We start from the raw sequence: 12,253 nt of genomic DNA, 5'->3' as shown, positions 1-12,253 counted from the left end.
AATTTCAATTGTTCAGTTCAGGCTGGCTGCCGCCAGTTTGGCCCCGAAGCCCAGAAACAGCGCGCCCACTCCGCCAGACATGGCAGAGGACAGTTTGCGGCGGCGGCGGAAGGCTTCGGCCAGTCTTGCGCCGGACACGATGATGGTGGCCAGATACAGGGCACTGCACAACTGCAGCAGCGTGCCCAGCACAAGAAAGGTCAGCACCGGGTGCGGATAGGCCGGGTCGACGAATTGCACGAAGAAGGACACGAAGAACAAGATGGCCTTGGGGTTCATCAGGCTGATGACCAGTGCCTTGACGAAGGGACGGCTGGCGTCCACTTCGCGGCGGGCTTCCGACGCAGCGGCTTCCCCGTGGGAAGCATTGCGCCAGGCACGCCAGGCACCACGCAGCATCTGCAGCCCCAGCCAGGTCAGGTAAGCACCACCGGCGTACTTGACCACGGCAAACAGGGCCGGATTGGCCTTGAGCACCCCTGCCGCCCCTGTGGCGGCCAGCGTCATCAGGATGGCATCACCGGTAAATACCCCGCAGGCACCCACAAAGCCGCGACGGATGCCGCGTTGTGCCGCCACCGACAGCACATACATGGAGTTAGGGCCTGGCAGCAGCACGATGATGATGGTGCCGATCAGGTAGGTGGTGATATCGGTAATGCCCAGCATGCTTGTTCTCCGTTCTGGTCCGTTTACTTCGCCTGGCTCATCGCCGTGATGAAGCGGTCAAACAGATAGGCCACATCTTCCGGGCCGGGGCTCGCTTCCGGGTGACCCTGGAAGGAGAAGGCCGGGCGGTCGGTCAGCGCAATACCCTGCACGGTCTGGTCGAACAGGCTGCGATGGGTCACGCGCACATTGGCCGGCAGGGTGGATTCGTCCACCTGGAAGCCGTGGTTCTGGCTGGTGATCATCACGCGGCCGCTGTCCAGATCCTGCACCGGGTGGTTGGCACCGTGGTGGCCGAACTTCATCTTGCTGGTCTTGGCACCGGTGGCCAGGCCCAGCAACTGGTGACCCAGACAGATGCCGAATACCGGCAGACGGGTTTCCAGGATTTCGCGGATGGCAGTGATGGCGTAGTCACACGGTTCCGGATCGCCAGGGCCGTTGGACAGGAACACACCATCCGGCTGCAGTGCCAGCACGTCCTTGGCCGGGGTCTGGGCCGGCACCACGGTCAGCTTGCAGCCACGTTCGGCCAGCATGCGCAGGATGTTGTGCTTCACGCCGAAGTCGTAAGCCACCACATGGAACGGGGTTTGGGCCTGTTCGCTGTAGCCGCTGCCCAGTTTCCATTCGCCCAGCTTCCACTGGTAGGACGCGGTGCAGCTGACTACTTTGGCCAGATCCTGACCGGCCATGGAACCGAAACCGCGTGCCAGTTCCAGTGCGCGGGCTTCGTCCAGATCGGCACCGGCCATGATGCAGCCGGCCTGTGCGCCCTTTTCGCGCAGAATGCGGGTGAGGCGACGGGTGTCGATATCGGCAATGGCCACGACATTGTTCTTGGCCAGGTAGTCGGACAGCGAATCTTCCGCGCGGAAGTTGCTGTGCAGCAGCGGCAGATCACGAATGATCAGACCGGATGCGAAAACGGCGCGGGATTCGGTATCTTCCGAATTCGCGCCGACATTACCGATGTGGGGATAAGTCAGGGTGACGATTTGTTTGGTGTAGGAGGGATCGGTGAGGATTTCCTGATACCCGGTCATGGCGGTATTGAATACCACTTCGCCGACCGTATGGCCGGTGGCTCCGATGGCACTGCCCTTGAAGAGGGTACCGTCAGCCAAGACGAGGATCGCTGGTACGGTTGACACTGACTAGCTCCTGTTGCGTTTCGCTTGTATGTTTTTGCGGATTTTTATGTGAATAACGGGACACGACGTTTTGCGCCTGTCCCGTTTGGTTAAACCTTACCATCATACCGCTTTCGGCCAGTTGAAACAAGTCACAAGCACCTGTTTTTGCATCACTTCCTGATTTGTCCTGCCTTGTTTCCAATACTTTTACATAAAGAAACAGCCACCCGCAGGTGGCTGTTCAGCACCATAAAACGCAAGATCAAAACAGGGTATCGTCCAGCTCCAGCACGCTGTCAGCCCCATCCACAATGGCTGCAGCCAGGCCGCCAACCTGCGGCAGCAGGTGCTCGGCAAAGAAGCGGGCGGTGGTGATCTTGGCCTTGAGGAAATCTTCGTCCACACCATCTTCACCCAGCTTTTCGCGTGCGATCAGCGCGGCGCGGCCCAGCTGCCAGCCACCCAGCACAATGCCCATCAGCTTGAGGAAAGGTACCGAACCGGCGGCCGCCAGCTGCGGCTGCGTGCCAAAGCTGCCCAGGATGAAGGCAACGCAGCGCTCAGCCTCGGCAGCAGCCTGCTGCAGATTGTGCGCCATGCTGGCATAACCGGCAGCCGCCAGCTTGTCGGCAGTCGCTCGTGCTTCTTCCAGCAGCGCACGGGCCGTGGCGCCGCCCTCGCTGAAGGTTTTGCGGCCAATCAGGTCCAGCGCCTGAATGCCAGTGGTGCCTTCATAAATGGCGGTGATGCGGGCATCGCGGTAGTACTGTGCCACACCGGTTTCTTCGATGAAGCCCATGCCGCCATGCACTTGCACCGCCAGGCTGGTCAGCTCGTTGGCCTGCTCGGTATTCCAGCCCTTGACGATGGGGATGAGGAAGTTCACCAGCGCCTGATTGCGCGCAGCTTCGCTGGCCACCGGGTGGCGCGAGGCGCGGTCCAGTGCCGCAGCGGTGTAGAAGGCCAAGGCACGCTGGGCTTCGATCTGGCTGCGCATGGTCATCAGCATGCGACGGATATCCGGGTGCTTGATGATGGCCACACCAGCCGGGTCGGGCGAGCCGATGGCGCGGCTTTGCACGCGGTCACGCGCATACTCGACCGCCTTCTGGTAAGCGCGCTCGGATACCGACATGCCTTCCACCCCCACCCCGAGACGGGCGTGGTTCATCATGGTGAACATATAGCCCAGACCCTTGTTGGCCTCGCCCACCAGGTAGCCGGCCGCACCACCGTTATCGCCAAAGCTCATCACCGCTGTCGGGCTGCCATGAATGCCCAGCTTGTGTTCCAGCGAGACGCAACGCACATCGTTACGCGCACCCAGGCTGCCATCGGCATTGACCAGGTACTTGGGCACGATGAACAGGGAAATACCCTTCACCCCGGCCGGTGCATCCGGCAGGCGGGCCAGCACCAGATGGACGATGTTGTCGGCCATGTCGTGCTCACCCCAGGTGATGAAAATCTTCTGGCCGGTCACCAGATAGCTGCCATCCTCCTGCGGTACGGCACGGGAGCGCACCTGGGCCAGGTCAGAACCGGCTTGCGGCTCGGTCAGGTTCATGGTGCCGGTCCATTCGCCACTGGACATGCGCGGCAGGTAAACTGCCTTGAGTTCTTCCGAGGCATGGTGGTGAATGGCCTCTACCGCGCCCAGCGTCAGCAGCGGGGCCAGCGAGAAGGCCAGATTGGAGGAGCACCACATTTCTTCGGCGGCAATGGCCACCAGGGCCGGCATGCCCTGCCCGCCAAAATCAGCCGGAGCACGCAGGCCCACCCAGCCCGACTCCACATATTGCTGCCAGGCGTCCTTGAAACCGGGAGCGGCGGTCACTTCGCCGTCCTTCAGCGTGGCACCCTTGTCACCCTGCTTGTTGATGGGTGCCAACACGCCTTCGGCAAACTTGGCGGCTTCTTCCAGAATGGCATCCACCAGTTCTACCGAGCAGTCTTCATAACCCGGCAGGCTGCACACCGAGGTCAGTTCGGCCAATTCATTCAGTACAAAACGGATTTCCTTGACTGGCGCGTTATAGATCATGAATCTCTCCTCATTCTTGCTGCACAACAATCGTCGTAGATATGAAAAAACCGGCACGCCGTCTACCTGATGCATGAGCACGCCCTCCCGTCACCTGGTAACGGGAAAGCTGGCTCCTCCACGAAGCAGACCGGTCGTTGCCGGTTGTTTTTTGTTTTGATCCGGCGGCTATCTTGCCTGCTCGGATGGGGAGGGTGTCCCCTCCCCGCACACCATTACTTGGACAGCTCGGCCAGCAGTTCCGGCACCACGGTGAACAGGTCACCGACGATGCCGTAATCGGCTACCTGGAAGATCGGCGCTTCTTCGTCCTTGTTGATCGCTACGATCACCTTGGAGTCCTTCATGCCGGCCAGATGCTGGATGGCACCGGAAATGCCCACGGCGAAGTACAGTTGCGGCGCAACCACCTTGCCGGTCTGGCCAACCTGGTAGTCGTTCGGTGCGTAGCCGGCGTCAACCGCAGCGCGGGAAGCACCCACGGCAGCACCCAGCTTGTCAGCCAGCGGCTCGATCACGGACTTGAACTGCTCTTCCGAGCCCAGCGCACGACCACCGGATACGATGATCTTGGCAGCGCCCAGTTCCGGACGGTCAGACTTGGTCAGCTCCTGGCCGACAAAGCTGGACAGTTGCGGATCAGCAGCCACGGCAACGCTTTCCACGGCGGCACTGCCGCCCTGAGCTGCTGCGTCAAACGCAGTGGTACGTACGGTGATCACCTTGATGGCATCTGCCGACTGTACGGTGGCCAGCACGTTGCCGGCATACACCGGGCGCACGAAGGTGTCAGCGGATTCGATGGCGGTGATTTCGGAAATCTGTGCCACATCCAGCAAGGCAGCCACGCGCGGCAGCAGGTTCTTGCCAAAGGAGCTGGCCGGAGCCAGTACATGGCTGTAGCCCTTGGCCACTTCCACCACCAGGGCAGACAGCGATTCGGCCAGGCCGTGCGCGTACTGGGCGGCATCAGCCAGCAGTACCTTGGCCACACCGGCCACGCTCTTGGCCGCATCGGCAGCGGCAGCGGCGTTGTGACCGGCCACCAGTACGTGTACTTCGCCCAGCTTGGCAGCGGCAGTTACGGTATTCAGGGTGCCTGCTTTCAGGCTCTGGTTGTCGTGTTCAGCGATAACGAGAATGGCCATGGCTTACAGCACCTTTGCGTCGTTTTTCAGTTTGGCTACCAGCTCGGCAGCGTTGGCTACCTTGATGCCGGCAGAGCGCTTGGCCGGTTCGGCCACTTTCAGCGTTTTCAGGCGCGGCGTGACATCCACTCCCAGATCGGCCGGGCTGGTCTTGTCCAGCGGCTTCTTCTTGGCGGCCATGATGTTGGGCAGCTTGATGAAGCGCGGCTCGTTCAGGCGCAGGTCGGCGGTCACCACGGCCGGCAGACGCAGCTTGACGGTTTCCAGGCCACCGTCGATTTCGCGGATCACGTCCACGGTTTCGGCAGCGACATCCACCTTGGAGGCGAAAGTGCCTTGTGCCCAGCCCAGCAAGGCAGCAGCCATCTGGCCGGTCTGGTTGGCATCATCGTCAATGGCTTGCTTGCCAACGATCAGCAGTTGCGGTTGTTCCTTGTCAGCAACCGCCTTGAGCAGCTTGGCCACGGCCAGGGGCTGCAGTTCGGTTTCGGTTTCCACCAGGATGGCGCGGTCGGCACCCATGGCCAGGGCGGTGCGCAGGGTTTCCTCGCACTGCTTGACACCCATGGACACGACTACGATTTCGCTGGCCTTGCCGGCTTCTTTCAAACGCACGGCCTCTTCAACGGCAATTTCGTCAAAGGGGTTCATCGACATCTTGACGTTGGCCACATCGACATCGGACCCGTCAGCCTTCACGCGGACCTTCACGTTGTAATCGACAACGCGTTTAACAGCGACTAGAACTTTCATATTCCTCCAGCGAATAGCTCTCTGGGTTAATCGAACTCGGAAAGGGACTTGCTACCGTGGTGTTTCCCGATTATGCCCCAACGCCATTTCAAACGAGCGTTTGGTTGAATTTTCATGTGTGGCACGTAGCAAAAAAACAACTGATTGCAGATACTACGTCATTTCCGCTTAATTTGCATTTCGTCTGCTGCATGGCACAATGCAGTGCAGCAATTTCAACGTCATAGCCGGAGAAACATGCATGACAGTCTACTTTGAAGACATCAAGGTCGGCGATTCAGCCGAGTACGCCAAAACCATTACCGAAGCCGATATCCTGATGTTTGCAGCCGTCTCCGGTGATGACAACCCGGTACATATCAACCAGGAATACGCCGAGACCACCCCGTTCCAGACCCGCATTGCCCACGGCATGCTGACCGCCAGCCTGATCTCCACCGTGGTGGGCACCAAGTTGCCCGGCAACGGCACCATCTACCTGTCGCAATCCACCCGCTTCAAGGCACCGGTACGCATTGGCCAGACTGTCACCGCCCGCGCCACCGTGGTGGAAATTTTCCCCGAGAAAAAGCGCGTCAAGCTGGCCACCCAATGCCTGGTGCAAGGCAAGGTGATTCTGGATGGCGAATCGCTGGTCATTGCCCCGTCCCGCCCCGCATGACCATGGCCGCCACGCTACGCATCCAGCCCTTGACTGACGAAGCAGGCAAGGTCACCGAACCGGAGCTGCTGGCGCGCTGTAGCGCTTTGCATCGCCAGTTGCGGCCCATGCTGCCAGAGCATGGCCACAGTTATGCGGCAAAAATGCAACGTGTCTGTGCTTTTGGTGCCCGCATGGTGGTGGCGCTGGATACCGATGGCACCCCGCTGGGGCTGGCACTGTACCGGGTATATGAAAATACCTACGAGGACCTGCGGCTTTATATTGACGACCTGGTCAGTGACGAAGCACATCGCTCACGCGGCATCGGCAGCCTGTTGCTGGACTGGTGTGCAACAGAAGCCCGTCGGCTGGGATGCGGTTTCCAGGTGCTCGATTCCGGCACCTGGCGCACGGAAGCCCACCGTCTGTACTTCCGCAAAGGTTTCAGCATCACGTCCTTTCATTTCACCAAACCACTGAACTGAAGCGCTTGCGCGGAAACAAACCTGGCACAACAGCCCACACCAAAGGGAGCACAACGCTCCCTTTTTCTATTCATCCAGTTGCCGCAAGCGCTGCTGCTGCAAGGCCCAGCGCACTGGCTCGGCCACCAGTTCATCCGGGTAATCCAGCCGCTGCTGCAACGCAAGCACGATCTGCGGATCATACGGCGCATTACCCAAACCCACGGCCAGATTGGAGAGCCATTTGGCATAGCCGATACGGTATATCGGGCTGCCGGCCAGCTTTTCCTTGAACATGGCCTCGCTCCAGCCAAACAACTCCAGCAGGCTGACCTGATCCAGACCGTGACGCACAGCAAAATCCGGCTCCACCGTATTGACGGCAAAGCGGTTCCACGGACAGGTCAACTGACAATCATCACAACCATAGACACGGTTGCCAATCATGGAACGAAACTCAGGCGGTATGGCCGTTTTCAACTCGATGGTGAGATAGGAGATGCAGCGCCGCGCATCCACCTTATACGGCGCAGTGATGGCCTGGGTCGGACAGATATCGATACAACGGGTGCAACGGCCGCAATGACCTTCTTCTGCAGGATCGGCAGGCAAGGGCAGATCAGTAAACAACTCTCCCAGGAAAAACAGCGAACCTTGTTCGCGGTTTAACAGCAAGGTGTGCTTGCCGCGCCAGCCCAGCCCGGACTGCGCAGCCAGCGCCACTTCGGCCACCGGCGCACTATCGGTAAACACGCGGTAGCCAAACGGACCGATGTGCTCGGCCACCTTGTCCGCCAGCTTCTGCAAGCGTGCGCGCAACACCTTGTGATAATCCCGTCCCAAGGCATAGCGTGACAGATAGGCAAGGCGGCCATCCGCCAGCACCTCTTCGCTGGCCTGCGCCTGCGCCGGCCAGTAAGGCAGACGCACGCTGACAATGGACAGGGTGCCGGGTACCAGGTCCGCCGGTTTGACCCGCAGGCTGCCATGCCGGGCCATGTAATCCATCTGGCCATGACAGCCCTCGTCCAGCCAGGCTTGCAACTGAGCCTCGGCCTGTGGCGGCAGCGCGGCCTTGCTGATCCGGGCTGCGGCAAAACCCAAATCTTGCGCCCAGGCTTTGATTTGCCCGGCCAATTCGGGATAATCCAGTTTTTGATAGGATTTCTCAGTCATATGGTCATGGATGATACCAGCGTTCGCAGTGGCAACCTGTCCGATGAATCGGCAACCCTTGCGCTTGGCGCAAGCATGGCTGACGCCCTGCAGGCGGGCGTGGTCCTGTTTCTGCAGGGCGATCTGGGCGCAGGAAAAACCACATTTACCCGTGGCCTGCTGGCTGGACTGGCCTATCATGGCAAGGTGAAAAGCCCCACCTACACCCTGGTGGAAAGCTATCCGCTTGCTCACTTCACCGTCCACCATTTTGACCTGTATCGTTTTGCCGACCCGGAAGAATGGGATGACGCCGGTTTCCGTGATTATTTTGGAGCGGACAGCATTTGTCTGGTTGAATGGCCGGACAAGGCTGGCGGATTGCTTCCGCCGCCCGATCTGACACTGGAACTTGAAGTCAGCGGCACAGGTCGCACGTATCGTTTAACTGCAAGAACAGAAACCGGACAGTCATGCCTGACTCGACTTTCGATCCCACCCGCCGCCGTCTGCTAGGCGCAGCGGCCGCCACCTTCCTGCTCAGTGTCAGCAAACTTGGCTTTGCCGGCAGCAGTCAGGTGGTTGCCATCCGCATCTGGCCCGCCTCCAGCTATACCCGCATCACACTGGAAGCCAGTGATGCCATCAAGTTCAGACAGTTCACCATCAGTAATCCCGATCGACTGGTGATTGACCTGGAAGGCGTGCAGCTCAACAGCGTGCTCAAGGATATCAGCAGCCAGATTGCTGATGCCGATCCGTATATCAAGACAGCCCGCGCCGGGCAATTCAGTCCGGATACCGTCCGCCTGGTGCTGGAACTCAAAACCGATGTCAAACCGCAGGCTTTCACCCTCAATCCGGTGGCGGAGTACAAACACCGTCTGGTGATCGACCTCTACCCCTCCAGTGGCGCACAAGATGACCCGCTGATGGCTTTGCTCGACGATTACAACAAGGGCAAGCTCACCGAGCCGCCGCCACAGGTAAAGCCGAAGAAAAACGACAGCAACCGCCCCATCGTGGTGATGCTGGACCCAGGCCATGGCGGTGAGGACCCGGGCGCCATCGGCATGAATGGCACCCGCGAGAAAGACATCGTGTTACGCATAGGCAAACAGTTGAAACGCATGATTGATGCCGAGCGCAATATGAAGGCCTTCATGACACGGGAAGAAGACATTTTCATCCCGCTGGGAGTCCGGGTAGCCAAGGCACGCAAGCTGAATGCGGACTTGTTCATCTCCATCCATGCCGATGCTGCGCCCAACCGTAGCGCCCGTGGTTCTTCGGTATTTGCCTTGTCCGAGAAAGGTGCTTCCAGTGCTTTTGCCAAAACTATGGCGCAATCGGAAAACAGCTCGGACCTGATTGGCGGAGTGAAGATTGCCAGCAAGGACAAATTCCTGGCGCATACCCTGCTAGACCTGACCCAGACCGCCACCATCAATGACAGCCTGAAACTGGGCAAGATCATGCTGGGCAAGGTAGGTAGCCTGAACAAGCTGCACAGCGCCCAGGTGGAACAAGCCGGTTTTGCGGTACTCAAGGCACCAGACATTCCATCCATCCTGGTGGAAACTGCCTTCATCAGCAATCCGGAAGAAGAGCAACGCCTGCTGGACAGCGACTTCCAGCAACAGATGGCGGGTTCTATCCTGAGTGGCGTGAAAACCTACTTCACCCAGGGTGCCGCGCTGGCTGCTCGGGCCTGAACCATAGCTGCTCGGCATGAAAAAGCCCGCTTAGGCGGGCTTTTTCACATTTTGATCAGCGGTAACGGGCAGGGTCGACCTCGCTATCAGGGCTTTCCTCGACAGCAGGCACACGGTAGGTTTCATTCGCCCACTCGCCCAGATCAATCATCTTGCAGCGTTCGCTGCAAAAAGGGCGATACAGACTGGCAGGCTCCCACCTCACGGCAGTGCCACAGGTGGGGCAGGCAACGGTACGGACAGCTTGGGACATGGCACTCAGAACTTGCAGTTGGTCAGGGTAAACTCAACATCCGACTCGGTCTGGCGCGGCCGGCTTTCTCCGGTAACCGCACTGACAAAACGAACATTGATCGCATATTTATTGGCAGAAAGCTCGGGCAGGACATTGAGCGCCGGATCGTAAGCAATGCATATCATCTGTACCACCTTGCCGCCGGACATCTGCTGGAATGCACCATTGCGTGCAACATAATGGTGGGTCTTGCCACTATCGCGCAGCAGGTGCAACAGGATGCGGGCAGCTTCAGCAGTCGGCATCAGCGGGGCCGCCCAGCGACGCATGTCACGCCGACGTTCTTCCGCCGGCTTTTGCTGCCACAGGTAGTAGGATGGCAGATCGAACTGGCAAGTCCCACCGGGGATACCGGCACGCTGCTTGATTGCCATCAGCCATTCGTTCTCGCGCAAGTGCTGGCCAAACTTTCCCGTTACACCCAACAACTGGCTGGAGGAAACTTCAATCTCGTCCAGCACCTTGTCCAGACTGTCCTCAGCCACATTCGGGTTTTCACGCAGTGCTTCAAGCACCTGCTTCTGACGCTCCAGTTCTTGCAGCAAATCAGCCTTCAGGTCTGCGCGCGACGCGGTTTCCAGCAGCTCGAACAACACCAGCAAGGCCGCATGATGATCCAGCGCATGGTCTTTGCCCAGAAAATAGGCCAGCCGATCATACAGCTGCTCCAGGCGCAGCAACGTACGGGTTCGTTCGGTGACAGGAAACTCGAAACTGATCACAAGACGTCTGCCCTTCTTGGTGGCTTGTAAAAGGCCTTGTCACTGGCCGTGGGCAAGGTTTGCAAGATAATACTGGTGTTTGGCCTCGACTTGAAGCTGCAATGCAGCAAGCGTGCCGCCATTATCAATGACATCATCCGCCAGCGCCAACCTTTGTGCGCGCGTCATCTGCGCTGCCATGATGGCACGCACGGCATCTGCGCTCAAACCACTCCTGGCCTGAACGCGAGCAAGCTGCACTTCCTCAGGGCAATCCACCAGCAAACTACGGCGTACCAGCGTCAGATAAGCCGACGTCTCGAACAGCAGTGGCACCACCAACATGGCATAAGGGCCGCGCGCTACTGCCAGTTGACGCATGCTTTCGGCGTGGATCAACGGATGCAACACACTTTCGAGCTTGCGCCGACAGGATGTATCGGCAAACACCAGCGCCCGCATGCGCGCCCGATCCAGCGCACCACTGGCAGACACAAGATCTGCACCAAAGCTTGCAGCAATGGCCGGCATGGCGGCACCGCCTGGCCCGGTCAGTTGATGGGCAATCAGATCAGTATCCACCACCGGTATACCAAGTGCCGCAAAGTGATTGGCGGCTGCCGTCTTACCGGAGCCTATACCACCAGTCAAACCAACAATTTCAATGGGCATAGCTACCCAAGTACCAAGCGACAATATCCTTGCCCCACAACAGCGCAATCCAGCCTGCCGCAGCCAGGTAAGGTCCAAAAGGCAGTGGCTGGCCACGGCCAAGCCGTGCCAGCAAGATCAGCACCACGCCGACGACGGCACCCACCAAGGATGACAGCAAGATAATCAGCGGCAGCATGCTCCAGCCCAGCCAGGCACCAAAAGCGGCCAGCAACTTGAAGTCGCCATAGCCCATGCCTTCCTTACCGGTGAGCAGCTTGAACAGCCAATAAACCAGCCACAGGCTGAGATAACCGGCCATTGCGCCCAGCACAGCGTCCGGCAACGCCACCGTACCGGACCACAGATTGAACAACAGCCCCCCCACAACAGGGGCAAGGTCAGGTCATCCGGCAGCAACTGGGTGTCGGCATCAATAACAGCCAACGCCACCAGCACCGCGGTCAGCGCCAGATAGCCAAGCAGCTGCACACTCCAGCCGAAACGCCAGGCCAGCATGCCAAACAGCAAACCAGTCAGCATCTCCACAGCAGGGTAGCGCAGGCTGATGGCGGTCTGGCAATGCTGGCAGCGGCCACGCAGCAAAACATAGCTCAGCAAGGGAATATTCTGCCAAGCCCGCACTTCTGCCTTGCATCCCGGGCAATGCGATGCCGGCGTCAGCAGATTGTAGCGCTCCCTAACGCCGGGCTCTCGCCCAAGATAAGCATCACATTCCCGCTGCCAGGCACGCTCCATCATGATGGGGAGGCGGTGGATAACCACGTTCAGGAAACTGCCAATCAACAAACCGAATAACAGAACCACTACGATTAACAAGCCAGCATTGCTTGCCAGCAGATTTGCCATCTCAACCAT

The 12,253-nt window shown here is 59.2% G+C and carries 13 protein-coding genes and 1 pseudogene; 4 read left to right on the top strand and 10 right to left on the bottom strand.

Features of this window, described 5'->3' with window-relative positions:
• Positions 1-12: 12 nt before the first annotated feature.
• The 5 genes from leuE to DLM_RS00470 all read right to left on the bottom strand — a co-directional run bounded on the left by leuE (position 13) and on the right by DLM_RS00470 (position 5,750).
• Positions 13-669: a leucine efflux protein LeuE gene (leuE, locus tag DLM_RS00490; protein ID WP_089083151.1), complete on the bottom strand. Its 657-nt coding sequence runs from the start codon at positions 667-669 to the stop codon at positions 13-15.
• Positions 670-692: 23 nt separating this feature from the next.
• Positions 693-1,823 (bottom strand): glutamine-hydrolyzing carbamoyl-phosphate synthase small subunit, encoded by a 1,131-nt coding sequence (gene carA, locus DLM_RS00485; protein ID WP_089083152.1) that lies wholly within the window; start codon positions 1,821-1,823, stop codon positions 693-695.
• Positions 1,824-2,067: 244 nt separating this feature from the next.
• The gene (locus DLM_RS00480; RefSeq protein ID WP_089083153.1) at positions 2,068-3,849 is read right to left on the bottom strand and encodes an acyl-CoA dehydrogenase; all 1,782 of its coding nucleotides are present in this window, start codon (positions 3,847-3,849) and stop codon (positions 2,068-2,070) included.
• A 215-nt stretch (positions 3,850-4,064) separates the two neighbouring features.
• Positions 4,065-4,997: an electron transfer flavoprotein subunit alpha/FixB family protein gene (locus DLM_RS00475; protein WP_119313178.1), complete on the bottom strand. Its 933-nt coding sequence runs from the start codon at positions 4,995-4,997 to the stop codon at positions 4,065-4,067.
• A 3-nt stretch (positions 4,998-5,000) separates the two neighbouring features.
• Complete coding sequence (locus DLM_RS00470) at positions 5,001-5,750, bottom strand: electron transfer flavoprotein subunit beta/FixA family protein (RefSeq protein ID WP_119313177.1); 750 nt, start codon at positions 5,748-5,750, stop codon at positions 5,001-5,003.
• A gap of 241 nt (positions 5,751-5,991) precedes the next feature.
• Here DLM_RS00470 and DLM_RS00465 point away from each other — a divergent pair, with 241 nt between their 5' ends.
• The gene (locus tag DLM_RS00465) at positions 5,992-6,411 is read left to right on the top strand and encodes a MaoC family dehydratase (protein ID WP_089083780.1); all 420 of its coding nucleotides are present in this window, start codon (positions 5,992-5,994) and stop codon (positions 6,409-6,411) included.
• A gap of 2 nt (positions 6,412-6,413) precedes the next feature.
• Positions 6,414-6,878: a GNAT family N-acetyltransferase gene (locus DLM_RS00460; protein WP_089083826.1), complete on the top strand. Its 465-nt coding sequence runs from the start codon at positions 6,414-6,416 to the stop codon at positions 6,876-6,878.
• 66 nt (positions 6,879-6,944) lie between these two features.
• Here the strand turns inward: DLM_RS00460 and queG are convergent, their stop codons facing one another.
• Complete coding sequence (queG, locus tag DLM_RS00455) at positions 6,945-8,033, bottom strand: tRNA epoxyqueuosine(34) reductase QueG (protein WP_089083781.1); 1,089 nt, start codon at positions 8,031-8,033, stop codon at positions 6,945-6,947.
• A gap of 6 nt (positions 8,034-8,039) precedes the next feature.
• On the opposite strand from queG, the gene tsaE reads away from it, so the two are divergent.
• Positions 8,040-8,528, top strand: coding sequence for a tRNA (adenosine(37)-N6)-threonylcarbamoyltransferase complex ATPase subunit type 1 TsaE (gene tsaE, locus DLM_RS00450; protein WP_089083827.1), 489 nt, complete (start codon positions 8,040-8,042; stop codon positions 8,526-8,528).
• Entirely contained in the window at positions 8,486-9,727 is a 1,242-nt protein-coding gene (locus tag DLM_RS00445) for an N-acetylmuramoyl-L-alanine amidase (RefSeq protein ID WP_089083782.1), read from the top strand. The genes tsaE and DLM_RS00445 overlap by 43 nt, the downstream gene beginning before the upstream one ends.
• 55 nt (positions 9,728-9,782) lie before the next feature.
• Here the strand turns inward: DLM_RS00445 and yacG are convergent, their stop codons facing one another.
• The 4 genes and pseudogenes from yacG to DLM_RS00425 form a co-directional block, all read right to left on the bottom strand.
• Positions 9,783-9,980 carry a DNA gyrase inhibitor YacG gene (gene yacG, locus DLM_RS00440; RefSeq protein WP_089083783.1) on the bottom strand — a complete coding sequence of 66 codons (198 nt, stop codon included), beginning with the start codon at positions 9,978-9,980 and terminating at the stop codon, positions 9,783-9,785.
• 5 nt (positions 9,981-9,985) lie between these two features.
• A complete protein-coding gene (zapD, locus tag DLM_RS00435) occupies positions 9,986-10,744 on the bottom strand; it encodes a cell division protein ZapD (RefSeq protein ID WP_089083784.1) in 759 nt (252 codons plus the stop codon).
• Positions 10,745-10,783: 39 nt separating this feature from the next.
• A complete protein-coding gene (gene coaE / locus DLM_RS00430) occupies positions 10,784-11,395 on the bottom strand; it encodes a dephospho-CoA kinase (protein WP_089083785.1) in 612 nt (203 codons plus the stop codon).
• Positions 11,385-12,253: pseudogene (locus tag DLM_RS00425) on the bottom strand (prepilin peptidase). The gene coaE and the pseudogene DLM_RS00425 overlap by 11 nt, the downstream one beginning before the upstream one ends.

This window comes from Aquitalea magnusonii (assembly GCF_002217795.2).
Taxonomy (GTDB): Bacteria; Pseudomonadota; Gammaproteobacteria; order Burkholderiales; family Chromobacteriaceae; genus Aquitalea; species Aquitalea magnusonii_B.
The sequence above is the reverse complement of the archived record's forward strand: the minus strand, read 5'-3'. Positions and strand labels throughout refer to the sequence as shown.